The organism is Actinoplanes sp. NBC_00393 (assembly GCF_036053395.1).
GTDB lineage: Bacteria > Actinomycetota > Actinomycetes > Mycobacteriales > Micromonosporaceae > Actinoplanes.
This window is the reverse complement of sequence record NZ_CP107942.1, coordinates 751,789-775,126: the sequence shown is the minus strand read 5'-3', so window position 1 is coordinate 775,126 and position 23,338 is coordinate 751,789. Positions and strand designations below refer to the sequence as shown.

Here is a 23,338-nt window from a genome sequence, read left to right as displayed (position 1 = left end):
CTCTTGTCGATGCAGGGTGGCGCTGCCGCCCGGCTCCGCCTGGAGGTGCCGGTGACAATCAACCCGATGGGCGTCGCACGCCTGGACGCCCTGCTGGAGAGAGCCAACGCGGCCCTCGATCGAGCCGTCACCCAGCCGACCGCGGGCCGCCAGAACGCGGAAGGGCACGCCAGCGGGGCCGATGGGCTGATCCAGGTCCGCGTGACTCCAAGTCGGCTGGAATCACTGCAGATCGACGCTCACGCCATGCGTATGGGATCGGCGGAACTGGCGGCGGAGATTCGGGCCGCAGTGAACCGGGCGTTCACCGCCCTGGCCGAAGATGACGACCCGGAAGCCACCGCACAGGCGGCCCGATCCGCCGGGGAGGCTCTCGCAGGCGAGCTCCGCGACATCCAGAACGAGTCGATGCGCAGCATGGCGATGTTCGTCCAGACGATGCAGGACACGGTGGCGAGGTTCGAACAGGACCGAGGCCGGTAGCCATGACGCAACCCGGTCAAGGCCTCGACATATACCCTCCCGGCCTGCGCGCGGCGGCGGACGAGTTGCGTACCGCTGCGGAAGCGCTGGACCATGCCTGGCAGCAGCACTTCGCGGATTCGAGCGGCCGTGGCGACATTTTCGGAACAGACCCGATCGGCTCTCTCATCGGCGCCTCTTATCAGGCGGCACTCGACACCGCCGAGTCGGCATATACCTCGGTGAGCGCCAGTTTCACGGCATTCGCCGATGCGCTGCGCATCGTCGCGGACGACTTTGAGAACACGGACCGCGATAGCGCCGAGAGCATCACCCGAGCGGGCGGTGGAGGCCAGGAATGAGCATCCAACTACCCGGAGAACTGGCGAAGCTTCTCAACGAACTCGGCTATTCGTGGCCGGAATCTGACGAGGACCAGTTGATGAGTCTCGGCCAGGAGTGGACCCGCCTCGCCACGCTCATCGACGACCTGCACCAGGATGCAACGGCGATCGCACGGCAGGTGGCCAACGATCACACGGCGAAATCGATCGAGGCCTTCCTCAACTCGTGGCAGGCGGATGACAGCGGTGCCGCGGTGCTGGCTCGGGGCAGCGCAGGCGCGACTGCCGTGGCCGGCGGCCTCACGGTCTGCGCCGGCGTAGTCCTCGCCCTCAAGATCAATGTCATCGTGCAGTTGACTCTCCTGGCCGCACAGATAATCCAGGCGATCGCGACGGCCGCGCCGACACTCGGGGCCTCCCTGCTCGAGATCCCGGTCTTCAAGCAACTGACCAACGTCGCGATCAATTTCCTCGTCAACCAGGCGACGGAGGCCGTTCTTGGCTAAGGGAGCGAAACCTGTCAGCGCGGCAGCCGGCGTCATCGCCCGGCTGGCGGCTAAGCAATTCGGTGCACCGGCTGCCGAGATCACGGCAAAGGGTGCTGCGGCCGGCGCGGGCCGCAGCGCAGCACGGCAGGGCGCTTCGGTGGTTTCCGGAATCCCGAAGGGGTTCACGGAGCGGCAATTCGCCCGGTTCGCGCGTGGAGCCCGCCAGTTGCAGCGACATGCCGGACTACCCGATGGGGAACTGGTGGTGCACGGGAGCCGAGTTCGCGGCACGGCACACCCCAAGTCCGATATCGATGTGGCTTTGCGAGTGAACGATCGCACCTTTTTCGAGCTCTCGGAGAAGGCATTGGCCCGGGCTCGACCCGGCACCAAACTCCGTAACTCCATGTTGCGTCGCATCAACGGAAACGGGCAGCTGTCCAGTTTCGACCTGGGTCCCGAATTTCAGCGCCTGCGCCATGACCTTCTCGATCCCGAATCCCCGCACCCTGTTCAGTTCTCGGTGCTCCGGAAGGGCGGTAAGCTCGACACCGGACCGTTCCGCCCCCTAGCTTGAGGAGCCGACGAGGTGGACGATAATCAGTTCCTGCTGATGGTCGACAGTGCGACGGAACGGTCCCGGCTCGTTGACGAACTGCTTGCAGGTTTCCCGGAGATGGACCGGCGAAAAGAGAACTCCGGCCATATTCGCGGTAACTGGCTGGAAGTCTGGCCCAACGACGACGCAGACGAGAAGCAGGCGTCGGACCCGGAGAACGGCTATCTCCACTTCAGGTGGCGGATCGAACTCACGCCGCTCACCGCTGTTGAGGAGGATCACCAGGTGCAATTGGCTCGCGACCTGCTGCGGCACTTCCAAGCCGCAGGCAGCCGGGCCGAGGTGTGCGCCAACTTCGAGGACCGCCTGTAGTTCTATGCTGCCGCAGTGACGAAGCTTCCGGAGCTGTACGTGGCGGTCGATGTGGAGGCGGACGGGCCGATTCCCGGGCCGTACAGCATGATTTCGCTCGGGATGGCGGTGGCCGGGCGGCCTGACCTCACGTTCTACACCGAGCTGAAGCCGATCTCCGAGGAGTACGTGCCGCAGGCCCTCGCCGTGTCCGGGCTGGACCGGGACCGGCTGGTGCGGGAGGCGCCCGCGCCGGAGCAGGCGATGGCGGCGGCCGCGAAATGGGTGAACGGGCTCCGGAAGATCGGGCGGCCGGTGTTCCTGGCGGCGCCGGCGGTGTGGGACGGGATGTTCGTGCACTGGTATTTCGTGCGGTTCGTGGGGCACAGCCCGTTCGGGTCGACCGGGTCCGGGGTCGACCTGCGCAGCTACTGGATGGGTGTGACCGGCAGCGAGTGGGTGGATACGCGGAAAGGGAAGATCAAGCACGAGCTCGGCCTGACCGGAGTGCCGCACACGCATCATGCGGGTGAGGACGCGGCCGAGCTCGCGCAGATCTTTCAGGCGGTGCTCAACCGCCGGCCGGCGGCACGCGACTGAGCAGGAAGCGGCGTTCGGCGTCGTCGGGGGTCAGGCCGGCGGCTGTGCGGTAGGCGGTCGCGGCCTCGACGGGGCGGTTCAGGCGGCGGAGCAGGTCGGCTCGGACCGCGTGGAAGACGTGGTGGCCGGCCAGGCCCGGTAGGGCTTCGACCTCGGCCAGCGCCGGGGCGGGGCCCTTCACCTCGGCCAGGGCCACGGCGCGGTGCAGGCGGATCACCGGGGTGCCGGCCAGCGCGATCAGGTGGTCGTACAGGGTGAGGATCTGCGGCCAGTCCGTGTCGGCTGCCGACCGGGCCTCGGCGTGCACGACGTTGATCGCGGCCTGCAGTTGGTACGGGCCGGGGTGGTTGCGGCGCAGGCATTGGGAGACCAGGTGGCGGGCCTCGGCGATCGGGGCGTGGTTCCAGAGCGTCCGGTCCTGGTCGGCGAGCAGGATCAGGTCACCGGTGGGTGTGGTGCGGGCCGGGCGGCGGGCTTCGACCAGCAGCATCAGGGCGAGCAGACCGAGGACCTCGGGTTCGTCCGGCATCAGGCCGGCGAGCATGCGGGTCAGGCGGATGGCCTCGGCGGTCAGGGCCGGGCGGTCCAGGCGGCCCTCGTTGAAGATCAGGTAGAGGACGGCGAGGACGGCCGGCAGGCGTTCCGGGAGTTCGGTGTCGTCGGGGACGCGGTACGGGATGCCGGCGTCGCGGATCTTCGCCTTGGCGCGGACCAGGCGCTGCGCCAGCGTGGGCTCCGGGATCAGGAACGCGGCGGCGATCTCGGGCGTGGTGAGGCCGCCGAGCAGGCGCAGGGTCAGCGCCACCCGGACCGACGGCGCGAGGGCCGGGTGACAGCAGGTGAAGATCAGCCGCAGCCGGTCGTCGACCGGGTCCGGCGACGACGGTTCCGGCTGAAGGAGGGCGTGCTTGGCCTGCCGGGCCGCCTCCCGGCGCAGGTGGTCGACCGCGCGGTTGCGGGCGGTGGTGACGATCCACCCGGCCGGGCTCGGCGGGATGCCGCGCTCCGGCCAGGTGCGCAGGGCGACCAGGAAGGCGTCCTGCACCGCGTCCTCGGCCAGTTCGATGTCACCGAAGTGGCCGATCAGGATCGCCACCGCCCGCCCGTACCCGGAGCGGAAGGCGGCCTCGACGTCGGTCATCCGAAGGCCAGCGGCCGCACTTCGATGGGCAGCGTGGTGACGGCCGCGAACCGGTGCGCCCAGGCCAGGGCGCCGTCCAGGTCGGCGGCCCGGATGATGGTGAAGCCGCCGAGGTGTTCCTTGCCCTCGGTGAACGGGCCGTCGGTGAGCACCGCTTCGCCGTCGCGGTCGCGGACCACGGTCGCCGCGGACGGCGGGTGCAGGCCGGCCTCGTACACCCAGGCGCCGGCGGCTTCCATCTCGGCGCGCAGCGAGGCGAGACCGGCCATGATCGGCTCGAGGATCTCCGGGGCCGGCGGGTCGCCGCCGGGCTGGTAGAGGCTGATCAGGTACTGGCGCATGGTGGGCTCCTTCCGGGCCGGTAAGGTACCGGCTCACCTCTGTACGAACGGGAGCCGCCCCGATCGACAGACCCACCGGAAATTCTTGTCAGTCGTCGGTGAGCAGGTCGAGCACTTCCTCCTCGCCGGAGGCCACCTTGCCCTCCTCGTAGTGTTCGATCACGCGCGGGTCGATGTAGGAGTTCCTGGCCACCGTCGGCGTGTTCCCCAGCAGCTCAGCCACCTCTCGCGAGGCCTGCGCGACCGCCTTCTTGCGTTTGGCCTTCGTCGGCTGCGGACCCGCCTCGGCCAGGGCCGAGGCGGCCTTCACCGTGCCGTGCCAGGTACGGAAGTCCTTCGCGGTCATCTGCTCGCCGCTGATCTCCCGCAGATACTCGTTGATCGCCTCGGCCCGGATCTCCTGCCAGCGCCTGCGTGCCGGGTCCCAGTACGCGAACAGCCGGTCCGCGCCCCGGCGCCGGCGCTTCAGGTCACGCAGCACCGCGCACACCTCGCCGTCGCCGACCGTGGCCGAGTGCGACACCCCCGACTTGCCGGTGAACTCCAGCAGCACACACCCGCCCTTGCCGCGCAGATGTTCCGGCCGCAACGTGGACAGCCCGAACGACGGGTCCTCCTCGCGCGCTGCCGACTCCTCCCCGCCGACCCGGAACATGCCCATGTCGAGCAGCCGGACGATGGCGGCGAGCACCCGTTCCCGGCTCAGCCCGCGGCCGGTGAGGTCGGCGCAGAGCCGGTCACGCACCTCCGGCAGCCGCGACGCCACCTCGAGAGCGTGGTCGAACTTCGCCCGGTCCTGCTGCTCGCGCCACGCCGGGTGGTAGAGGTACTGCTTGCGCCCGGCGTCGTCGATCCCGATGGCCTGGATGTGCCCGCGCGGCTCCGGCGAGATCCACACGTCCTTCCAGGCCGGCGGGATGACCAGGCTCTTGATCCGCTCGACGGTCTCCTCGTCGCGGAGCACCGAGCCGTCCCGGTCCAGGTAGGTGAACCCCTTCCCGGACCGGCGCCGGCCGAGGCCCGGCTTGCCGGGGTCACTGCGCCGCAGCCGCATGACACACCGTTTCCGCAGCGGCGAGGACCTCGTCCCCGGTGACGGCGAGCAGGGCGGGATGCACCGGGCCGGGCAGGTCACCCCGCTCGTTGCGGGTGCCGTGCCAGATCGCCCGGTGCCAGGGGCGGTCCGCGGGCGGGCCCCAGCGCTGCGGCGAGACCGGACCGAACAGCGCCACGGACGGGGTCCGGTAGGCGGTCGCCAGATGCGCGATCCCGGTATCGCCGCTGATCACCAGGCGCGCGCCGGCCACCAGGGCGGCCAGCTCACCCAGCCCGGTACGCGGGACAGCCGACTTCTCGAGACCGGCGAGTTCGGCTACGCGTACGCATAGATCGTGCTCTGCGTCGGAACCGGTGATCACCACGCGGTGGCCTGCGGACCGCAACCGCCGCGCGACGTCCGCGAAGCGGGCCACCGGCCAGCGGCGCGCCGGCGACTTCGCGCCGGGATGGATGATCGTCACGCCCTGCGGCACCTCCTCCGGGGGGACGGCGAGGTCGAGGTCCTGCTCGGAACAGTCGACGCCGTAGTAGCGGACCAGCCGGCACCAGCGGCGCACCTCGTGCTCGTCGTCGTGCCAGCCGGGGCCGTCGTCGTGCCCGGCCGGGCGGCTGGCGAACGCCCACAGTGTCCCCGGCCGCAGCGCCTGTAAACGCCGGTGCGACTCCGGACCGGAGCCGTGCAGGTTGATCGCGAGCCGCGGCCCGGCCGGGGCGTCCAGCGGCTCCAGCTCGCGGGCCGGGATGATCCGGTCGATGCCCCCGATCGTCTCGATGAGCGGGGTGAGCCAGGTGGGGGCGGCCAGGCTCAGCGTCTCGCCGGGGAAGGCGGCGCGGAGCCCGCGCAGGGCGGGCACCGCGGTCGCCAGGTCTCCCACGCCGAGCGCGCGCAGGACGAGGATCACGGGTACGAGCTCTCCGTCTCCGCCGCCACGACCAGTTCCCGGACCGCGCAGCCGGCGGGCTGGTTGAGCGCGAAGAGCACAGCGGCGGCCACGTTGGCCGGGTCATTGAGGATGGCGTCCGGTCCCGGCTTGTACTTGGCGTCGCGCTCGTCGAAGAACTTCGTGCGCATGCCGCCGGGGATCAGCAGCGTCACGTTGACCTCGCCGGCGAGTTCGGCGGCGAGCGCCCGGGTGAAGCCGACCACGCCGAACTTCGCGGCGCAGTACGCGGTGGCGTCCGAGACCGCCTTGATGCCCAGCGTCGAGGAGATGGTGACCACCCCGCCGTGGGACTGCTTCAGCGCCGGCAGCGCGGCGCGGATCACCGCGGCGGTGGCGAGCAGGTCGATCGTGACGATCCGGTCCCAGGTCTCGCCGGGGATGTCGGCGAGGGTGCCGGGCACGTCCATGCCGGCCGCGGTGACCACGCCGTCGATGCGCCCGCCGGCCCGTTCGATGAGTTCTCGGGTGGCGCGCTCGGCGGCCCGGGTGTCGGCCAGGTCGCACTGGATCCACTCGACGCCGTCCTTCGGGGACTGCCGGTCGATGACCAGCGGACGGCCACCTTCCTTGATCACCGCGTCCACGACGGCGGCGCCGAGGCCGCTCGATCCTCCGGTGACGATCACTGCGTCCATTCACTGACCTCCCGATTTAGCTGCTGCGATGGTCTTGGTGGTGGAACGGCCGTCCAGGTAGGGCACGATCACGGTCTGCCCGCCCCAGCGCTCGACGACCTCGGTCTCCGGCAGCGAGTCGTAGTCGCCGCCCTTCACCCACACGTCCGGGCGCAGCCAGGACAGGACCGCCTCGGGTGTCGGCTCGTCGAAGACCACGACGGCGTCGACGCAGTCCAGGGCGGCGAGCAGGCGGGCCCGGTCGTCCTGGCCGGTCAGCGGCCGGTCCGGGCCCTTCAGCCGGCGCACCGAGTCGTCGCTGTTCAGGCAGACGATCAGGCAGTCGCCGAGGGCGCGGGCGGCGCGCAGGGTGGCCAGGTGACCGGTGTGCAGCAGGTCGAAACAGCCGCCGGTGGCGACGACCGTGCCGCCGCGGGCCCTGGTCTCGGCGACCAGGCGGCCGGCCTCGTCGGCGCCGGCACGTCCCGGCTTCTCCGCGGGCGCCGGGCGCGGTTCCAGAGCCGCCTGCACCCCGCCACCCGCCACGAACCCGCTGGCGACCGCGACCGCTTCCTGCACCGCCTCGGACACCAGCGCGCCCCGGGCCAGGGCCAGCGCCGCCGCGGACGCGAACCGGTCCCCCGCCCCGCAGGTGTCCCCCTCGGAGGCCTCCCGCGGCGGAATCACCAGCGGAGTCGGACCGGAGTGGCAGAGCACCGCGCCCTGCGCACCGCGGGTCACCACCACCGCGCCGGCCCGCCACCGCTGCCGGAGCTGGTGCCCGGCCCGCTGCGCCGCCGCCAGACCGGACCCGTTGCCGGCGTCGTCCGCCAGCCGCTTGGCCTCGGATTCGTTCGGGGTCACCAGGCGCACGTTCGGCACCGGTGGCGGCCCGTTCGGGTGCGGGTCCCAGACCACCGGCGCTTTCGACTCCTCGATCGCGGCGCGCAGCGCGGGATGCCGGGCCACGCCACGGCCGTAGTCGCTGACCAGGATCGCGGTGGCGTCGCGGAGCACGTCGAGGACGGCCTGCGGAGCGTCGCCCGGCGGCTGCGGCGTACCACCGCGGTCCAGGCGGAGCAGGACCTGGCCGCCGGCGCGCAGGCGGATCTTCTCCGGGGTGGCGCCGGGCAGCGGGAGGGCGTACAGCTCGATGCCCGCGGCCGTGAGCAACTCGCTCAGCCGGGCCCCGGCCGGGTCGGCCGCGAGTGCCGTGACCAGCGCGACCTGGTATCCGTGGCCGGCCGCCAGCAGGGCGGCGAGGCCGGCGCCGCCCGGACGTTCGTGGACCTCCTCCTCGTCGAGGACCGGCGCCGGGGCGTCCGGGGCGATCCGGTGAACGCTGCCCTGGACGTCCCGGTCCAGCAGGGTGTCGCCGACGATCACGAGCCTCATACCGCGGCCATCTCCTTCCGCTGTGTCGCTGCGACGAAAGGGAGCAGGTACCGGTCCAGGTACTCGCACATCACGTGCACCGAGACCAGGTGCAGCTCCTGCACCACCTGGCTGTCCGGGGACGGGCAGCAGAGCGCCTCGTCGCAGACGTCGGCGAGCGGGTTCGGCGCCTCGCCGACCAGCGCCCACGTGTGCAGACCCAGCTCCTTGGCGGCTTCCACCGCGGCGATCAGGTTCGGGCTGCGGCCGCTCGTGGAGAGCACCATCAGCACGTCGCCGGGCCGGCCGTGGGCGCGGACCTGACGGGCGAAGACCTCCTCGAAGCCGTAGTCGTTGCTGATCGCGGTGACCGCCGAGGAGTCCGGGGTGAGCGCGATCGCGGAGAGCGGCATCCGCTCGTCGCGCAGCCGGCCGACCAGTTCGGCGGCCAGGTGCTGGGCCTCGGCCGCGCTGCCGCCGTTGCCGGCGACCAGCAGACGGCCGCCGGCGCCGAGGTGGCGGGCCAGGTGGGCGCCCCAGACCTCGAGGATGTCGGCCTTCTCCCGGTACGCGTCGAGCGCGTCCGCCAGCCCGTTCAGGTGACTCTCCAGGGGGTTGTTCACGCGGCAACCTCTCGATCAGCGACGGTGGAGTAGACGGCGGACAGGCGTTCGGCGATGCGGGGCCAGGAGTAGGAGGCGGCCGCCCGGTCCTCGGCGGCGGCGGCGTACGCGAACCGGCGTACCTCGTCCCCCACGAGCCGGCGCAGCGCGGCGGCCAGCGCCCGCGGATCACGGGGTGGGACCAGATCACCGGTGACGCCGTCGACCACGGTGTCGGTCAGTCCGCCGACCGCGGTGGCGACGACCGGCACCCCGCAGGCCATCGCCTCGAGCGGGGTCAGGCCGAACGGCTCGTACCACGGGGTCGCGGCGACGATGTCGGCCGAGCGGTACCACCGCGGCATCTTGTGCGCCGGAACAGCGCCGGCCAGGGTGACCCGGTCGGCGACGCGGCAGTGCTCGGCGAGGGCGCGCAGCCGCCGGGCGTACGGATCGTCGGCCAGCTCGGCCGCCGGCGGACCGCCCACCACGACCAGCTCGGCGCCCGGCACCGCGGCGAGCGCCCGGATGGTGTCCTCGACACCCTTGCGCTCGACCAGCCGGGCCACCGTGAGGATCCGGGTCAGGCTCCCGGTGCGGGGCGCCACCGGGCCGCGGGAGCTGAACCGTTCGGTGTTCACCCCGGACGGGACCAGGTGCATCCGGGACCGGGGCACACCGAGTTTCAGCAGCTCGGCGATCTCGTCCCGGCACTGCACGATGACCCGGTCGACACTGCGCCCGAGGTGCCGCTCGTACCCGATCCGCCCGGACGGGCTGGTGTCCGCGGCGCCCTGGTGCCGCCGCTTCACCGAGCCGAGCGCGTGGAAGGTCTGCACCACCGGCACCCCGCAGGCCTGCCCGGCGTCCAGCGCGGCCAGACCGCTCATCCAGAAGTGCGCGTGCGCCACGTTCGGGCGCCACTCGTCGCGCCAGTCCGCGGCCATCCACTCCGCGAACTCCCCCATGTACGGCAGCAGCTCGTCCTTCGGCAGCACCCCGGCCGGCCCGGCGGGCACGTGCACCACCTCGACCCGCTCCCCCATCGGAACGACCTGGGGCAGGTCCGGGTTGTCCCGCCGGGTGTAGACGCGCACCTCGTGGCCGTGCCCGGCGAGCGCCGCGGCCAGTTCGGCGACGTGCGAGTTCTGCCCGCCGGCGTCGACCCCGCCGAGCGCCGCGAGAGGGCTGGCGTGCTCCGAGATCATCGCGATGCGCATGTCTCCTCCTCCAGCAGTCGGTCCCAGTCGGCGAGGAAGCGGTCCAGCCCGTACCGGGCGAGGGCCACCTGCCGGGCGCGCTCGCCGAGGCGGGCCGCGGCGTCCGGTTCGTCGATCAGCCACTGCGCGGCGTCGACGAGGGTGTCCACCCGGGTGGAGAGGACCCCGGCGTCCGGCGGGACCGCGGCGATCGCCTCGGTGGTGGCCAGCGCGATCACCGGCATGCCCATCTGCATGGCCTCGATCAGGCTCAGGCCGAGCGAGGTCCACCGGCAGAGGTGCAGGTAGGCGCGCCGCTTCGCCACCTCGGTGTGCATCAGGTGCTGCGGCGGGTCGTCGTGGGCCGTCACCCCCTCCAGGCCGGCGACGCCCATCCCGAACACGTCGAGCGGCGCCACCGCCGCGAACTTCGGGAACAGGTCGGTGCCGGTCACCCGCTGCCGGCGGACCGGCTCGTTGGTGACGATGGCCAGCCGCTCCAGCTCGCCCGACCACCGGGCCTTCGGTTCGACGATGCCGTGCTCGATCACCGTGGTGCGGGTGCCGCCACAGTCCCAGAACAGCTCGTTGAAGTGCGTGACGTGCGCGATCAGCACGTCGTCCCGGTCGGCGAGCGGGTGCCGGGAGTTCGGCACGTCGCCCTTCGGGGTGTTGTGCTCCACGTAGATCACCGGCACGTGCGGCGGGATCAGGTCCAGCTCCTCGGGCCGCTGCGCGATCGCGACGTCGATGTCCTTGATCTGGTCGAGGGGTAACTCCTCCACCGTCTCCGGCCAGTCGAACGTGCGTGCCCGGCCACGGCCCCAGGCGTCGCGCTCCGCGTTCACCGGCACCAGATAGCGGTGTTTGCCCTGGACGAACGAGGTCGTCCAGGAGCCGTGCACATGCCAGAGCAGGATGTTCACGCGGCCTCAGCTTCCATCAAGGGGTGGTCGGTCACGCCGATCCGGCGGACCGCGTCCAGGACGTCCCGCGGCTCGACCGTCGCCAGGCAGGGGTGGCCCGGGATCGGGCAGCGGGTGGCCCGGGTGTCCCGGCACGCCGCGGCGGCGTCGCCGAGACGGACCGCGGGGACCCGGTAGGGACCCCACTGGCCGTAGGGGACGGTGGGGGCGTACAGGCTGATCACCGGAGTTCCGACGGCCGCGGCCAGGTGCGCCGGGCCGGTGTTCGCGACGATCAGGCAGGCCGCGCCGGCGATCAGCGTGGCGAGATCTTCCAGGGGCATCGGGCCGGCGTCGGTGCCGGCGTCACCGGCGACGAACGCGGCGAGGTGCCGCTCCCCCGGACCGCCGGTGACCAGGACGCGATGCCCGGCATCGGCCAGCGCGGCGACGATCCGGCGCAGGTTCTCCGGCGGGCAGGACCGGGCCTCGCAACTCGCTCCGGGATGCACCACCAGGTAGTCACCACGGCCGGTGGGCGGCGCGGTCACCCTCAGGCGCCCGTCGTCTCCCTCCGGGAGACCGAATCCCGCCGCTGCCGCGATGCTGCGGGCACGTTCCGGTTCCGGCAGACCGAGGGGTACGCGATGACGTACGTCCAGCAGCGACCCGGGATAGTCCTCGCTGATCGCGGTGATCCGGGCGACCCCGGCCGTGCGGAGCAGCAGCGCGAGCGGCAGAGCGGACTGGTGGAACGAGGTGAAGACGACCGCCTCGTCGGCGTTCACGGCCCGCAGCCGCTCGGTGAGCGCCCGCATGTCGTCGGCGTCGACCGGGCCCGGCTCGGGGTCGATCCACGGCAGCCGCCATTCGATGATCTCGTCCACGCCGGGGAGCAGTTCGGCGGCGGACCGGCCGCGCGGGCCGCACAGCAGCACGACCCGGTCGGCGCCGGCTTTGAGCGCGCGGATGGCCGGGCCGGTGACCAGCACGTCCCCGGCCGAATCGGACCTGACCGCCAGCACCGTGCCGGGCCTCCGCGTGATCGGGCCCGGCTTCGCCGGGTCCGTGCCGGGGGTTGCCGGATCCGTGCCGGGCGTCGCCGGGTCTTGGCCGGGCGTTGCCGGGCGGGGTGCCGGGGTCACCAGGGCCTGCCGGGTCAGGATCAGGTCAGCGGCCGCGGACAGGTCGGCGGCCCGGTGCGGAGCGGCGGCGATCTCCGGCGGGAGGGTGACGTCGGTGGGCACCAGGATGCCGGTGGCGCCTGCGGCCAGGGCGGCTTCCATGTCCCGGCCGATGTCGCCGACCACCACGCAGCGGCCGGGCGTGGTGCCGAGCGCGGCCGCGGCGGCGATGACCATGCCGGGGGCCGGCTTGCGGCAGGCGCAGCCGGCGGTGTCGTCGTGCGGGCACACCTGCCAGGTGTCGAACGGCCCGAGCAGCTCCTCGACCCGGGCATTGACCGCGGCGAGCTGCTCCGCGGTGAACCGGCCGCGGGCCAGCCCGGACTGGTTGGTGACCACGCCGAGGCGCAGGCCGGCGGCGCGCAGCCGGTCCAGGGCGGCCTTCGCGCCGGGCATCAACCGCACGAGCTCCGGGTCGCCGTTGTAGGGGACGTCGACGACGAGCGTCCCGTCCCGGTCGAACAGGACCGCGTCGTAGAGGGCGCCGCTCACCGGCCGGCCTCCGCGATCGCGGCCTCGCCGGCGCTGCGGGCCTCTTCCACGCTGCGGGCTTCTTCAGCGCTGCGGGCCTCGTCAATGCTGCGGGCCGAACCGGCGCTGCGGGCCGAACCGACGCTGCGGGCCGCTTCGGTGCCGAGGAAGAAGGCGGGCGCCGGCATCGGCTGGGCTGAGCGCCAGCGGAGCCAGCCGCGGACCCAGTGGGTGATCGCCATCGGAGGGATGGCCGCGCTGGTCAGCAGCATCGTGGTGACCTCGCGGGCGTCGCGCGGGCCGGGGGCGATGCGGGCCGCGGCGAACTCGGCGGTGCCGGCGGCCCAGGCGGCGCCGGCCACCGCGGCGGCGGCCGACCAGCTCCGGCGGCCGGTCACCGCACCGGCGACACCGCAGGCCAGGGCTGCCGCGCCGGCCAGGGTGATCGCGGCGTGCCGGTGGCGGCGGCCGGGCGGGATGCCGAGCCGGTCCCGCCAGTCCGGGCCGTAGAGGCGGCGGAGCAGCGCGTCGTCGGTGTTGCCGCGCTGGGTGCGTACGCTGACCCAGCGACGCTCCGGGCGTACCGGATGGGTCGTTGATCGAAGCCCGCGCCGCAGCTCCCAGCCTGCCTCCCGGATCCGGTGCGCCAACTCGGCGTCCTCCCGGAAAGCGCGCGGCAGCCGCTCGTCGAAGCCGCCGACGCGGGCCAGCGCCGCCCGACGGTAGGCCATGTCCGCGGTGATCCACTCCCCGTCGGCGAGGCCCGCGGTGACCCGCTCCCAGTCGGTCGGCCGGCGGTCCGCGGGCAGCGGGACGTGCAGCCGGGCCTGCACCCCGCCGACCTGCGGGCCGGCGCCGTCCAGATCGGCAGCGAGCGCCTCGGCCCAGCCGGGATCGGGCAGCACGTCGTCGTCGAGGAACGCCACCCACTCGTGCCGGGCGGCCCGCCAGCCGATGTTGCGGGCCGCGGCCGGCCCGGCGGCCCGGCCCGGCAGGATCCGCGCGCCGGGCAGCTCGAGCGGAACGTCGCGGTCCGCCCGGTCGTCGACGACGATCAGCTCCGTCGACTCGGGCAGCGGGCCGAGCGCGCGCAGGAGTTCGTGCAGGCTGGGCCGCCCGAGCGTGGGTATGACGACGCTGACGCCGGTCAACGGGCGCTCCGGTCGGCTTCGCTCCGGTAGATCTCGCTCCGATGGACCGCGAACGGCCCGATGGCCAGCAGGTCGACCGGCGCCGAGCCGAACAGCTCCAGAGCCTCGCGCGGGGTGTCGACCATCGGCCGGCCGGCCGTGTTCAGCGAGGTGTTCACCACCACCGGCAGGCCGGTGCGCTGCTCGAACTCGGCGAGCATCTCGGCGACCAGCGGCTCGGTCTCGGTGTGCACGGTCTGCACCCGGGCGGTGCCGTCGACGTGGGTGACCGCCGGGATGCGGTCCTTCCACTCCGGCTTCACCTTGTGCACGAAGAGCATGTACGGGCTCGGGTAGACGCCTTCGAAGATGTCGCCGAACCGTACGGCCCGGACCATCGGGGCGATCGGGCGGAACTGCTCGCGGCCCTTCACGTCGTTCATCCGGGTCTGGGTGTCCTGGTCGCCGGGATGGGCGAGCAGAGAGCGGTGGCCCAGCGCGCGCGGGCCGTACTCGCTGCGTCCCTGGTACCAGGCGACGATCCCGTTGCGGGCGAGCACCTCGGCGGCCTCGGCGGCGATCGACGCAGGCTTCGTGTACGGCACCGCGGCACGCTTGAGCTCGGCCTCGAGTTCGTCGTCGCTCCAGCCCCGGCCGAGCGCGGCGGTGCCGAACGGGATGTGCTGCTTCGTCAGGGCCAGGGCCGCGCCGAGGGCGGTGCCCGCGTCACCCGCGGCCGGCTGCACCCAGACCCGCTCGAACGGGCCCTCGGCGGCGATCCGCGCGTTCGCGACGCAGTTCAGGGCGGTGCCGCCGGCCATGGTCAGCGTCTTCACGCCACCGGACGCCTCGTACGTCCACCGGGCCAGGTCGAGCAGCACCTCCTCGAGCCGCACCTGCACGCTGGACGCCAGGTCGGCGTGCGCCTCGGTCATCTCGCCGTCGGCGGTCCGGGCCTTGGCCAGCGCGTCCCAGTCGATGCGGTCCACGGTGAAGCCGCCGTCACCCTTGGCCCGCACCAGGTCGCGCAGCAGCCCGATGAACTTGGGCCGGCCGTACGAGGCGAGCGCCATCACCTTGTACTCGTCGCTGGAGTGCATGAACCCGAGGTGCCGGGTCAGGTCCTCGTAGAGCAGGCCGAGCGAGTGCGGCAGCTCCTGGCTGCGGAACGTCTCCAGCTGCCCGTCCCGGAAGGCGCCGGCCAGGTGGCTCGCGGACTCGCCGCGCCCGTCCAGGACCAGCACCGCGCTCGGCCCGTCGACGCTGAGCCCGGCCGAGGCGGCGTGCGCGACGTGGTGCGGCACGAACCGCACCTGCTCGGGATCGAGGCCGGGCAGCGCGGTGGCCAGGAACTGCGGGGCCCGGCGGGCGTAGTCGACGCGCAGGTGGTCCCACGGGTCGTTGATGCCGGCCTCGGCGGGGTCGCGGCACAGGTCCGGGTCGAAGGAGTACGCCACCGCGTCCAGATCGCCGGGCCGGAGCCCGGCCTGCTCCAGGCACCAGGCGGCGGCGAGCTCCGGAAGCTCCCAGGCGGAGAACGGCACCGGGCGCTTGCCGTGCTTGCGGCGACTGAACCGCTCTTCCTCCGCGGCAGCCACCACACGACCGTCGACGATCAGTGCCGCCGACGGATCATGGAAGATCGCGTTGATCCCGAGTACTCGCATAGTCCGGCGGTTACCCCGGTATTTTGCGTCTACTCACATGATCATCGACTTCTCCTGAACGGCCGGTTTATTGCGGTTTCGGCACCACCACCTGCACTGATCGTTACCGTCCGGAAGGGGATCTTTGCTGTGAGTCAACGTTTCATGCGATGCAGTGTGGGCAGACTGGCCCCATGTATGAGGTTGAACAGCCCGGCGGCGACGGCCGGACCCTGACTGTTCTGAATCCCCGGGACGATTCGCCGGTGTCGCGCGTACACGTCTCTTCCGAAGCCGATGTGGCCGCAGCGGTGAAGGTGGCCCGCGCCGCCGCACCGGGCTGGGCCCGGACCGCGCCCGCGGCCCGCGCCGCCGCTCTGCACGCGGCGGCGAACGCGGTCGAGGCAGCCGCGGACGAACTCGCCGAGATCATGTCCGCCGAGATGGGCAAGCCGGTCGACGGCGCCCGCGACTCGATCGCGGCCGGTGTCGGCACCCTGCGCCAGTACGCCGAACTGGGCCCGGTCCACCGTGGTCGCGCCCTGGCCGGCAACGACGAGGCGATCGACCTGATGGCGTACGGCCCGCGGGGCGTGGTCGCGGTGATCACCCCGTGGAACGACCCGGTCGCGGTCTCCTGCGGCCTGCTCGGCGCCGCCCTGGTCACCGGCAACACCGTGGTGCACAAGCCGAGCGAGCGCACCCCGGCCACCGGCTGGCGGCTCGTCCAGTTGCTCGCCCCGCACTTCCCGGAGGGCGTGCTGAACCTGGTCAACGGGGACGGCCCGGTCGGCGCCGCCCTGGCCGCCGCCGAGGTGGACGTGGTCGCGCACGTCGGATCCACCGCCACCGGACGGGCGATCGCCGCGGCCTGCGCGGTCTCCGGCGCCAAGGCGCTGCTGGAGAACGGCGGCAGCGACCCGGTGATCGTCGACAGCGGCGTCGACCCGAAGTGGGCGGCACAGCAGGTGGCCCTCGGGGCGTTCGTGAACTCGGGGCAGATCTGCGTCGCGGTCGAACGGGTCTACGTGCACCGGGACGTGGCGGCGCCGTTCCTCGAGGCCCTGGTTGCCGAGGCCGCGCAGTGGGAGTCGCAGATCGGGCCGCTGGTCGACCGGCGGCTGCGCGACGGCGTCGACGCCCAGGTGCAGGCGGCGGTCCGGGACGGGGCGCGGCTGCTCTGCGGCGGGACGGTTCCGGAGGCGCCGGGCGCCTTCTATCCGCCGACCGTCCTCGCCGACTGCACCGACGACATGGCGGTGGTGCGGGAGGAGACGTTCGGCCCGGTGGCGCCGGTGGTCACGGTGGACTCGTTCGGTTCGGCGCTGGCGCGGGCGGCGGACTCGCCGTACGGGCTCGCCGCCACGGTCCTGACCACCTCGATGAGCCACGCCCAGCAGGCCTGGCGGGAGCTGCCGGCCGGCACTGTGAAGATCAACGCGGTGTTCGGCGGTGCGCCCGGTGGCGCCGCGCATCCGCGCCGCGGTTCCGGCCAAGGTTTCGGGTACGGTCCTGAGCTCCTCGACGAGATGACCGTGACCAAGGCGGTACACATCGAGGCGCCCCCGTCCGGTTGGTAAAGCGATATCAATGTCGGCATGGACTTGCTGGAACGAGTTCTGGCCGGCTCGGCTGCCGATCCGGGCGTGCGCGGGGTCATCCTGACCGGCTCGCACGCCCGGGGTCTCGCCACCGCGCACTCCGACCTCGACGTGACCATCGTGCTCGCCGAGCTCGACGACCCCTGGCAGCACCGGGTCCGCAACGCCGAGTTGGACGAGACCGTCTGCACGGTCGAGGCGCTCGCCGACACGTCGGTGCAGCGGCGCCGCTACGGCTTCCGCGGCGCGCGGGTCCTGCTCGACCGGCTCGACGGGGGCATCGCCGCCCTGGTCGAGCGCCAGGCCGTGCCGACTCCCGCCGAGGCCACCGAGGCCGCCCGGGCGATGCTGGACGCGTACGTCAACCAGCTCTACCGGGCGGTCAAGAGCCGCCGCGACGGCGATCCTCCGCTGGCACATCTGGACGAGATCGAGGCCGTCCCCTGGCTGCTGGAAACCGTCTTCGCGCTGCACGGCCGGCTGCGGCCGTACAACAAGTACCTGCCGTGGGAGCTGTCCACCCACCCGCTCCCCGGCGACTGGAACGTTCTACTCACGCCGGCCGACCTGCCGACCGGTGCCCTGCGCCTGTTCCCGGCCATCGCCGACCTGGCCCGCCGACACGGTCACAGCGACGTCCTCGACAGCTGGGGCACCGACCTCGACCTGATCATGGCAAGCTGCGCTGATGCCGGACGTCTTCGAGTCGGTCACCGGCCGGTCGCGCGCCGAGATCGGCATGCCGGAGACCCCTGACGAGAGCTTCGTCCTGGAGGACTCCGACACGATCGCGTCGATCCGCCGGGCGCACCGCGAGGCCTGCGCGGCGGCCCGAGAGGCGACCGCGCGTGAACTGGCCCGGCACTGCGGTCACGCCGACATCCTGCGCGAGCAGATTCTCATCCGCCCCGAGTGATCCGCGGCGCCGCACCGCGGCCCGAGAATCCGGCCATGGGCTGCTTGTTCGCACTTTTCGCGGGAGTCTTCCCGAGGCTGGGACTCTTCATCATCTGGATCGCCCGGCCGGCGCTGGTGAGCGCCGCGTTCGGCTCGTGGATCTGGCCGCTGCTGGGCATCATCTTCCTGCCGTTCGCCACCCTGATCTACGTGATCCTCTACCGGCCGGGCGTGGGGCTGTCCAACTGGGACTGGTTCTGGGTGATCCTGGCCGCGCTGCTGGACATCACGCACTGGGCCGCCAGCTCCACCCAGCGCAACCAGATCCCCGGCTACAGCCGCCGATAGCCACCTTTCGTGGTCAGGGCAGCGTCCGAGAACCCACCTTCGGCGCCACCCGGCGGGCCGGGGCGCCACTCGACGGGCAGGTCGGGCGGCCCCGGTGACGTATGGGTTCCCGAACGCCGGCACACCCGTGGCGGGTGTAGGTACACCCGCTGTGGGTGTGGCCGTTTTTCGGAAGGTCTCCCGCCGGAGAGCGTCGGCCGCCGCGCGCGGTGTTCTGCCGGCCGGGGCGGGTTCGGCTGGATCGAAAGGGAGGGCGGGCTGGTGCGCGCCTCGGAAGACGACCCTGAGCGCCAGCCGGGCCAACAGTGGGCTAGCCGGACGGGAGGCGGGCCAGGTTCGCCTCCACGGCGGGAGGCAGGCGCCGCCGGTGGCGCAGCGCCCAGGGCAGCGCACGCAGCACGTCCCAGCCTGCCGCCGGTGAGTCGCGCGCGGCCGACACCAGAGTGCGGGCGACCACGGCCGGCGGGCGGCGCAGCAGCGCGGTGAGCATCCGGTTGCGGGCCTCGATGCGCCGGCGGGCGCCGTCGTCGCGGCCGGCGGGCTGCGGAAAGTGCCGCACGACCAGGGCTTCGTCGTAGCACAGCCACCAGCCCGCGGCGGCCATGTCCATCGCCAGGAGCGCTTCCTCCCCGTACACGAAAAGGTGTGGCTCGAAACCGCCCACCGCGAGGAACGCCTCCCGCCGGACCACCACCGCGCAGGAGAGAAAGCCCAGCACGGAAGGCCCGGGCGCGCCGGGCGGGGTGCCGATCGGCGCGGCGGCCATGGCCGCCGAGACCGGGTCGAGGCGGCCTTCCGGGCCGATCAGAACCCTGGCCGTGACCAGCCCGAGCTTGTCGTGCCGGTCCAGGAGGGCAGCGGCCCGGGCGAGCGACCCCGGTGTCCAGTACGAGTCATCGTCGGCAAAAGCGACGTACGGGGTCCCCGCCCGCCGCACTCCCTCGTTGCGGGCCGCCGCTCCCCGGTTCTCGCCGAGCCGCACCACCTCGACGGCGGGAAAGGCCGTCGCGATCGCCTCCGGCCCGCCGTCGTCGGACCCGTTGTCGACCAGGATCACCGGCGCCGCGTGTTCCGGCAGTGTCTCGAAGAGCCGGTCCCGCCGGTTGCGGGTGGCCACGACGACGGTCACCTGGTCGTTCACCGGGACTGCAGCCGTTCCCGCAGTTCCTTGTCGAAGAAGTCGAGGAACCCGTCCGGGTCCGGGCCGACGTTCATCAGCACGACATGGTCGTAACCGGCATCGACATAGGACCGGACCGCTTCCACGTACCGTGCCGGATCCGGGCCGGCGGTGAACTGCTCGCGGACGTCGTCGAGGGTGACCGTGGCCGACGCCGCCTCGAAGTTGACCGGGTTCGGCAGCTCGGCCATCACCTTCCAGCCGGTGACCGACCAGCGGGCGGTCCGGTGCGCCTCGGCCAGCGCCGCCTCCTCGGTGGGCGCCCACGCGACCGGCACCTCGGCGTACTTCGGGCCGCTGCCGCCGGCCTCGGTGAACGTGGAGACCAGGTCGGCGCGGGGTTCGGTGGCGAACAGCCCGCTGCCGTGCGTGGCGGCCAGCTCGGCGGCGGCCTGGCCACCGGCGGCGACCGCGATGTCCGGCAGCCGGTCCGGCAGGTCGAACACCCGCGCGTCCTCGAGCTGCAGATACTTGCCCTCGTACGACTGGTAGCCGCCCTGCCAGAGCAGCTTGATGATCTCCAGGGCCTCGCGCAGCCGCTCCTGCCGTTCCCGGACGCTGCCGAAGCCCTGCCCGACGACGTGCTCGTTGAGCCGCTCACCGGAGCCGACGCCGAGCGTGAACCGGTCGTCCGAGATGATCGCCAGGGTGGCGGCGGCCTGCGCGATGATCGCCGGGTGGTACCGCACGGTGGGGCAGGTCACGCCGGTCGCGAGGCCGAGCGTACGGGTCTGCACCGCGATCGCGCTGAGGACGTTCCACGCGAACGGGGAATGGCCCTGCACATCGAGCCACGGATGGTAATGGTCGCTGATCTCGACGAAGTCGAAGCCGGCCTGTTCGGCCCGGATCCCCTGCCGGATGAGCTCCTTGGGGCCGAATCCTTCGGCGGCGAGCTTGTATCCGATTCTCATGGTGCTGCCGATTCCCCCGTCCCGGGCGAACAAACGCGGGGACGGACCGGCCCGGGCCGGTCCGTCCTCGCCTTGGGGAGGGTTCAGGAGGTCGCTGCCTGCTTGGTCTGGTCGCGGACGTCCTGCGCGTTCGAGGTCGCCGTCTCCCTGGTGGTCTGCGCGGCGTCGCGAGCGGTCTCCCTGACCTGCCCGGCGGCCTGCTGCACAGTGCCGCCGAGGTCGTCCTTGAGGTCGCCGGCCACGTCCTTCACCTTGTCGGTGAGTTCGCCGCTGTGGTCCTTGATCTGCTGTCCGGCGCGGCGTTCGGCGTCGGTGACCGGGATCAGCGAGGAGGCCAGCAGGCCCACACCGAAGGCGATGATGCCCGCGGCGACCGGGTTGCCCTGCGTCTGGCCGGCGACGGCGCGCGGCGCGGAACGGACCGCGTCGGCGGCGTCGTGCGCCTTCGAGGAGGCCTTGTCGCTCAGGTCGGAGGCCTTGCCGCTGACCTTGTCGCCGAGGTCGGACGCCTTGTCGCTGAGCTGCGACGTCTTCTCGTGGGTGGTGTAGCGCGCCTGTTCGGTCGTACCCATGACCTTCTCCTTCACCGCGGTCCAGCGCCGCCGGGCGACCTGGCGCGGGCTAGTCTTCTCGGCCAGCAGGTCGACGTCGCGCGTCAGCGTGGCCCGGGTGTTCTCGATGTCCTGCCTCAGCCGGTCGGGTTCTTCAGCCATTGCGCGTCCTCCTTCAGGGTTTCCGCGGTGCGGCGCGGCACCGGGTCGACGGTCTTGAGCTTCTTGCGGCCGTTGACATAGAGAACGGCACCGACTGCGGCCCACACGAGGCCGACGATGAACGCGGCCCAGCCGAGTGGGATGACCTCGCCCAGGCCGAAGACCAGCGCGAAGCTGAACAGCACGATGGCGAGGTAGCCGGCGAAACCGGCGCCGCCGAGCATTCCGGCGGCCTTGCCGGCCTTGGTCGCCTCCTGCTGGATCTCCGCCTTGGCGAGGGCGACCTCCTGCCGGAACAGCTGCGACAGGTCGTTGCTGATGTTGCCGATGATGTCGCCGATCGAGGTCTCGGCGACCTGCTCATCGCGGTACGGGGAGCTCATGACCGGCGCTCCGGGTACGTCTCGTCGACCACCGCGGGGGTGCCGGTGCCGGTGGCGGCGTACTCGGTGGTGGCCGGGGTCACGTACCCGACCGGTTCGGTGTCGTAGCCGGCGACGCGCTCGACGGCCGGATCGCCCGGGAAGCTCTCCCGCGCAGGCGGAACGCCGTACCCGGAAGTGGTGGCGCCGGAGCTGAACGTGTCGGTGTCCGGCTTGCCGGCGGTGTCGTCGGCCTTGGCGATGCTCTTGCCTAGACGCCCGACCACGAAGCCGGCGGCCAGCGCGGTGGCGAGGAAGGCGCCGGGGCGACGCCGGGCGAAGTCCTCGACCTCGCGCAGCACACCGTCCGGGCCGTGCCGGTCCAGGTAGTCGGCGAACTGCCGGCCACCCTCGGCGACCCGCGAGACGACCGCGGCGGCCGGCGAGTCCTGCCGTTCCCCGCGCATCTCGTCGAGCTGGTCGGCGGCCTGCCGGATCCCGCCGACGAGCCGCTGGTTCTGGTTCCGGGCCTGGTCACCGAGCTTGCCGCGGACCTCGGAGGCGACGGTGCGCGCCTGGTCGCGCGCCTCGGCGCCGACCCGCTGCACCTGCTCCTTGGCAGTGTCCTTCACATCGCTGGCGGCCTGACCGGCCGACTCGCGGGCCTGCTCAGCCACCTGCCGCGGCTTGGACTGCTCAGCGCCCGCGCGCTCTTGATAAACCGCCGGGGTGGTGGGGAACTCCGGGTCGTAGGCCGTCTGCGGCGGCACGTCGACCGGGTACGCCGGGTCCGGCGCGCGGCCGGCCGGGGAGACGTCACTCATGGTTCCTCCAAGGGGTGTTGGCCGTTGTGCCCACGGCCCTGAGCTACCCCGGAATTCCGGTCGCGATTCCTCTCCTGATGTGATGAATGGCGCTAAAAGGCAAATTCATAAAACCGCAGATCAGGGGTACGCCGTACTCACGAGTCTCTTTCACGAAAGGCCCTTCGGGGCCAACTGTTAATGTCCGTCCCGTGAGCGAGCACAGCGGTACGCGGGTCATCAGCGGCCGGACTTACGACTTCTCCCGCCGGGCCGTCGTGATGGCGATCGTGAACCGTACGCCGGACTCGTTCCACGACCGCGGCCGCACGTTCGCGCTGGAGAAGGCGACCGAGGCGGTCCGTGCCGCGGCTGCCGACGGGGCCGACTGGATCGACATCGGTGGCGTGCCGTTCGCCCCGGGCCCGGAGGTGTCGGTCGCCGAGGAACTGGACCGGGTGCTGCCGGTGGTCGAGGCGGCCGACGGCCTGGCCGTGGTCTCGGTCGACACGTTCCGCCCCGAGGTGGCCCGTGAAGTCATCAAGGCCGGCGCCGGGGTCGTCAACGACACCTCGGGGCTGCGCGACCCGGCGATGGCCGACGCGGTCGCCGGCACCGGCGCCCAGCTGGTGATCTGCCACAGCCTGGCCGCGCCGCGCACCCTCTACCCGAAGCCGCAGTACGGCGACGTCACCGCCGAGGTCGGCGCGTTCCTCCGGGAGAAGGTCGCCTTGGCGCTGTCCCGCGGGGTACGCCCGGACCAGATCATCATCGACCCGGGCCACGACCTGAACAAGAACACGTACCACTCGCTGGAGATCACCCGGCGGCTGGACGAGATCGCCGCGATCGGTTACCCGATGCTGGCCGCGCTCAGCAACAAGGACTTCATCGGCGAGACCCTGGACCGCCCCCAGCAGGAACGGCTGGCCGGGACCATCGCGACGGTGGTCTTCTGCCTGCTGCGCGGCGCCCGGATCATGCGGGTGCACGACGTGCGGGCCGCGGTCGACGCGGTACGGATGACCGAGGCGATGCTGGGCTGGCGGGAGCCCGCCTACACCCGGCACAACATGGACTGATCAGCCTGCAGGAACGTGGCGAGT

28 protein-coding genes are annotated in these 23,338 nt (G+C 72.3%); 11 read left to right on the top strand and 17 right to left on the bottom strand.

What is annotated here, in order from left to right; genetic code table 11:
• The first annotated feature begins 66 nt into the window (after positions 1 to 66).
• The 6 genes from OHA21_RS03475 to OHA21_RS03450 are packed head-to-tail and all read left to right on the top strand — an operon-like array spanning position 67 to position 2,804.
• A complete protein-coding gene (locus OHA21_RS03475; RefSeq protein WP_328470043.1) occupies positions 67 to 483 on the top strand; it encodes a hypothetical protein in 417 nt (138 codons plus the stop codon).
• A gap of 2 nt (positions 484 to 485) precedes the next feature.
• A complete protein-coding gene (locus OHA21_RS03470) occupies positions 486 to 824 on the top strand; it encodes a type VII secretion target (RefSeq protein ID WP_328470041.1) in 339 nt (112 codons plus the stop codon).
• Positions 821 to 1,312 carry a WXG100-like domain-containing protein gene (locus OHA21_RS03465; RefSeq protein ID WP_328470039.1) on the top strand — a complete coding sequence of 164 codons (492 nt, stop codon included), beginning with the start codon at positions 821 to 823 and terminating at the stop codon, positions 1,310 to 1,312. The genes OHA21_RS03470 and OHA21_RS03465 overlap by 4 nt, the downstream gene beginning before the upstream one ends.
• Positions 1,305 to 1,871: a nucleotidyltransferase domain-containing protein gene (locus tag OHA21_RS03460; protein ID WP_328470037.1), complete on the top strand. Its 567-nt coding sequence runs from the start codon at positions 1,305 to 1,307 to the stop codon at positions 1,869 to 1,871. Before OHA21_RS03465 ends, OHA21_RS03460 begins: the two co-directional genes overlap by 8 nt.
• A 12-nt stretch (positions 1,872 to 1,883) precedes the next feature.
• Positions 1,884 to 2,225 (top strand): hypothetical protein, encoded by a 342-nt coding sequence (locus tag OHA21_RS03455; protein WP_328470035.1) that lies wholly within the window; start codon positions 1,884 to 1,886, stop codon positions 2,223 to 2,225.
• A gap of 15 nt (positions 2,226 to 2,240) precedes the next feature.
• Entirely contained in the window at positions 2,241 to 2,804 is a 564-nt protein-coding gene (locus OHA21_RS03450; protein WP_328470033.1) for an exonuclease, read from the top strand.
• Here the strand turns inward: OHA21_RS03450 and OHA21_RS03445 are convergent.
• The 12 genes from OHA21_RS03445 to OHA21_RS03390 form a co-directional block, all read right to left on the bottom strand.
• Complete coding sequence (locus OHA21_RS03445; RefSeq protein ID WP_328470031.1) at positions 2,776 to 3,945, bottom strand: RNA polymerase sigma factor; 1,170 nt, start codon at positions 3,943 to 3,945, stop codon at positions 2,776 to 2,778. The genes OHA21_RS03450 and OHA21_RS03445 overlap by 29 nt on opposite strands.
• On the bottom strand, positions 3,942 to 4,286 hold the full coding sequence (locus OHA21_RS03440) for a YciI family protein (protein WP_328470029.1): 345 nt from the start codon (positions 4,284 to 4,286) through the stop codon (positions 3,942 to 3,944). The genes OHA21_RS03445 and OHA21_RS03440 overlap by 4 nt, the downstream gene beginning before the upstream one ends.
• Before the next feature lie 88 nt (positions 4,287 to 4,374).
• Positions 4,375 to 5,340: a DNA topoisomerase IB gene (locus OHA21_RS03435; RefSeq protein WP_328470027.1), complete on the bottom strand. Its 966-nt coding sequence runs from the start codon at positions 5,338 to 5,340 to the stop codon at positions 4,375 to 4,377.
• On the bottom strand, positions 5,321 to 6,247 hold the full coding sequence (locus OHA21_RS03430; RefSeq protein ID WP_328470026.1) for a glycosyltransferase family 9 protein: 927 nt from the start codon (positions 6,245 to 6,247) through the stop codon (positions 5,321 to 5,323). Before OHA21_RS03430 ends, OHA21_RS03435 begins: the two co-directional genes overlap by 20 nt.
• A complete protein-coding gene (locus OHA21_RS03425) occupies positions 6,244 to 6,924 on the bottom strand; it encodes an SDR family oxidoreductase (RefSeq protein WP_328470024.1) in 681 nt (226 codons plus the stop codon). Before OHA21_RS03425 ends, OHA21_RS03430 begins: the two co-directional genes overlap by 4 nt.
• Complete coding sequence (locus OHA21_RS03420; RefSeq protein ID WP_328470022.1) at positions 6,925 to 8,298, bottom strand: PfkB family carbohydrate kinase; 1,374 nt, start codon at positions 8,296 to 8,298, stop codon at positions 6,925 to 6,927.
• On the bottom strand, positions 8,295 to 8,900 hold the full coding sequence (locus OHA21_RS03415) for a D-sedoheptulose-7-phosphate isomerase (protein WP_328470020.1): 606 nt from the start codon (positions 8,898 to 8,900) through the stop codon (positions 8,295 to 8,297). The genes OHA21_RS03420 and OHA21_RS03415 overlap by 4 nt, the downstream gene beginning before the upstream one ends.
• Complete coding sequence (locus tag OHA21_RS03410) at positions 8,897 to 10,099, bottom strand: glycosyltransferase (RefSeq protein ID WP_328470018.1); 1,203 nt, start codon at positions 10,097 to 10,099, stop codon at positions 8,897 to 8,899. The genes OHA21_RS03415 and OHA21_RS03410 overlap by 4 nt, the downstream gene beginning before the upstream one ends.
• Entirely contained in the window at positions 10,084 to 11,004 is a 921-nt protein-coding gene (locus OHA21_RS03405) for a glycosyltransferase (protein ID WP_328470016.1), read from the bottom strand. The genes OHA21_RS03410 and OHA21_RS03405 overlap by 16 nt, the downstream gene beginning before the upstream one ends.
• Positions 11,001 to 12,659: an HAD-IIIA family hydrolase gene (locus OHA21_RS03400; RefSeq protein ID WP_328470014.1), complete on the bottom strand. Its 1,659-nt coding sequence runs from the start codon at positions 12,657 to 12,659 to the stop codon at positions 11,001 to 11,003. Before OHA21_RS03400 ends, OHA21_RS03405 begins: the two co-directional genes overlap by 4 nt.
• On the bottom strand, positions 12,656 to 13,789 hold the full coding sequence (locus OHA21_RS03395; protein WP_328470013.1) for a glycosyltransferase family 2 protein: 1,134 nt from the start codon (positions 13,787 to 13,789) through the stop codon (positions 12,656 to 12,658). Before OHA21_RS03395 ends, OHA21_RS03400 begins: the two co-directional genes overlap by 4 nt.
• Positions 13,786 to 15,435, bottom strand: a complete 1,650-nt coding sequence (locus tag OHA21_RS03390; RefSeq protein WP_328470012.1) for a carbamoyltransferase family protein — start codon at positions 15,433 to 15,435, stop codon at positions 13,786 to 13,788. The genes OHA21_RS03395 and OHA21_RS03390 overlap by 4 nt, the downstream gene beginning before the upstream one ends.
• A 173-nt stretch (positions 15,436 to 15,608) precedes the next feature.
• On the opposite strand from OHA21_RS03390, the gene OHA21_RS03385 reads away from it, so the two are divergent.
• The 4 genes from OHA21_RS03385 to OHA21_RS03370 are packed head-to-tail and all read left to right on the top strand — an operon-like array spanning position 15,609 to position 18,260.
• Positions 15,609 to 16,994 (top strand): aldehyde dehydrogenase family protein, encoded by a 1,386-nt coding sequence (locus OHA21_RS03385; RefSeq protein ID WP_328470011.1) that lies wholly within the window; start codon positions 15,609 to 15,611, stop codon positions 16,992 to 16,994.
• A gap of 18 nt (positions 16,995 to 17,012) precedes the next feature.
• Entirely contained in the window at positions 17,013 to 17,771 is a 759-nt protein-coding gene (locus OHA21_RS03380; protein ID WP_328470009.1) for a nucleotidyltransferase domain-containing protein, read from the top strand.
• Complete coding sequence (locus tag OHA21_RS03375) at positions 17,755 to 17,931, top strand: hypothetical protein (RefSeq protein ID WP_328470007.1); 177 nt, start codon at positions 17,755 to 17,757, stop codon at positions 17,929 to 17,931. Before OHA21_RS03380 ends, OHA21_RS03375 begins: the two co-directional genes overlap by 17 nt.
• A gap of 35 nt (positions 17,932 to 17,966) precedes the next feature.
• The gene (locus OHA21_RS03370; RefSeq protein WP_328470005.1) at positions 17,967 to 18,260 is read left to right on the top strand and encodes a hypothetical protein; all 294 of its coding nucleotides are present in this window, start codon (positions 17,967 to 17,969) and stop codon (positions 18,258 to 18,260) included.
• A gap of 310 nt (positions 18,261 to 18,570) precedes the next feature.
• Here the strand turns inward: OHA21_RS03370 and OHA21_RS03365 are convergent, their stop codons facing one another.
• From OHA21_RS03365 to OHA21_RS03345, 5 genes are all read right to left on the bottom strand, one after another.
• Positions 18,571 to 19,401 (bottom strand): glycosyltransferase family 2 protein, encoded by an 831-nt coding sequence (locus OHA21_RS03365; RefSeq protein WP_328470003.1) that lies wholly within the window; start codon positions 19,399 to 19,401, stop codon positions 18,571 to 18,573.
• Positions 19,398 to 20,354 (bottom strand): TIGR03557 family F420-dependent LLM class oxidoreductase, encoded by a 957-nt coding sequence (locus OHA21_RS03360; protein WP_328470001.1) that lies wholly within the window; start codon positions 20,352 to 20,354, stop codon positions 19,398 to 19,400. Before OHA21_RS03360 ends, OHA21_RS03365 begins: the two co-directional genes overlap by 4 nt.
• A gap of 83 nt (positions 20,355 to 20,437) precedes the next feature.
• Positions 20,438 to 21,067, bottom strand: coding sequence for a DUF3618 domain-containing protein (locus OHA21_RS03355; protein ID WP_328469999.1), 630 nt, complete (start codon positions 21,065 to 21,067; stop codon positions 20,438 to 20,440).
• Entirely contained in the window at positions 21,043 to 21,450 is a 408-nt protein-coding gene (locus OHA21_RS03350; protein WP_328469998.1) for a phage holin family protein, read from the bottom strand. The genes OHA21_RS03355 and OHA21_RS03350 overlap by 25 nt, the downstream gene beginning before the upstream one ends.
• Positions 21,447 to 22,253: a hypothetical protein gene (locus OHA21_RS03345; protein ID WP_328469996.1), complete on the bottom strand. Its 807-nt coding sequence runs from the start codon at positions 22,251 to 22,253 to the stop codon at positions 21,447 to 21,449. The genes OHA21_RS03350 and OHA21_RS03345 overlap by 4 nt, the downstream gene beginning before the upstream one ends.
• Positions 22,254 to 22,513: 260 nt before the next feature.
• Here OHA21_RS03345 and folP point away from each other — a divergent pair, with 260 nt between their 5' ends.
• The gene (folP, locus tag OHA21_RS03340; protein WP_442875150.1) at positions 22,514 to 23,314 is read left to right on the top strand and encodes a dihydropteroate synthase; all 801 of its coding nucleotides are present in this window, start codon (positions 22,514 to 22,516) and stop codon (positions 23,312 to 23,314) included.
• The last annotated feature ends 24 nt before the right edge of the window (positions 23,315 to 23,338 follow it).